Genomic DNA, 334 nt, shown 5'->3' with positions numbered 1-334 from the left:
CTGAAGTCCGCCACGACCGACGTCACGCACCAGGTCAAGCTCACCGGCGGCATGATGCACTACAACTGGGCCATCAACGGCAAACCGTTCGACATGGCCGACCCTGACGCCGATCCGATCCTGATCGAGGAGGGCCAGCGGGTCCGGCTGGACTTCGTCAACGACACCACCATGTGGCACCCGATGCACCTGCACGGCCACACCTACCAGCTCGGCGACTCCTCCGGTCCCCGTAAGGACACCACGATCGTGCTGCCCAGGAAGAAACTGTCCGTGTTCTTCGACGCCGACAACCCCGGCCAGTGGATGCTCCACTGCCACAACGCCTACCACG

Annotated in this window: 1 protein-coding gene; it reads left to right on the top strand. The window is 63.8% G+C overall.

All coding sequences use genetic code 11. The annotated features are described in order from the left end of the window. Positions 1-334 (top strand): multicopper oxidase domain-containing protein (locus RB628_RS41735; RefSeq protein ID WP_318325810.1); only part of this gene is annotated, 334 nt, incomplete at both ends.

Source organism: Streptomyces sp. ADMS (assembly GCF_033441795.1).
Taxonomy (GTDB): domain Bacteria; phylum Actinomycetota; class Actinomycetes; order Streptomycetales; family Streptomycetaceae; genus Streptomyces.
The sequence above is the reverse complement of the archived record's forward strand: the minus strand, read 5'-3'. Positions and strand labels throughout refer to the sequence as shown.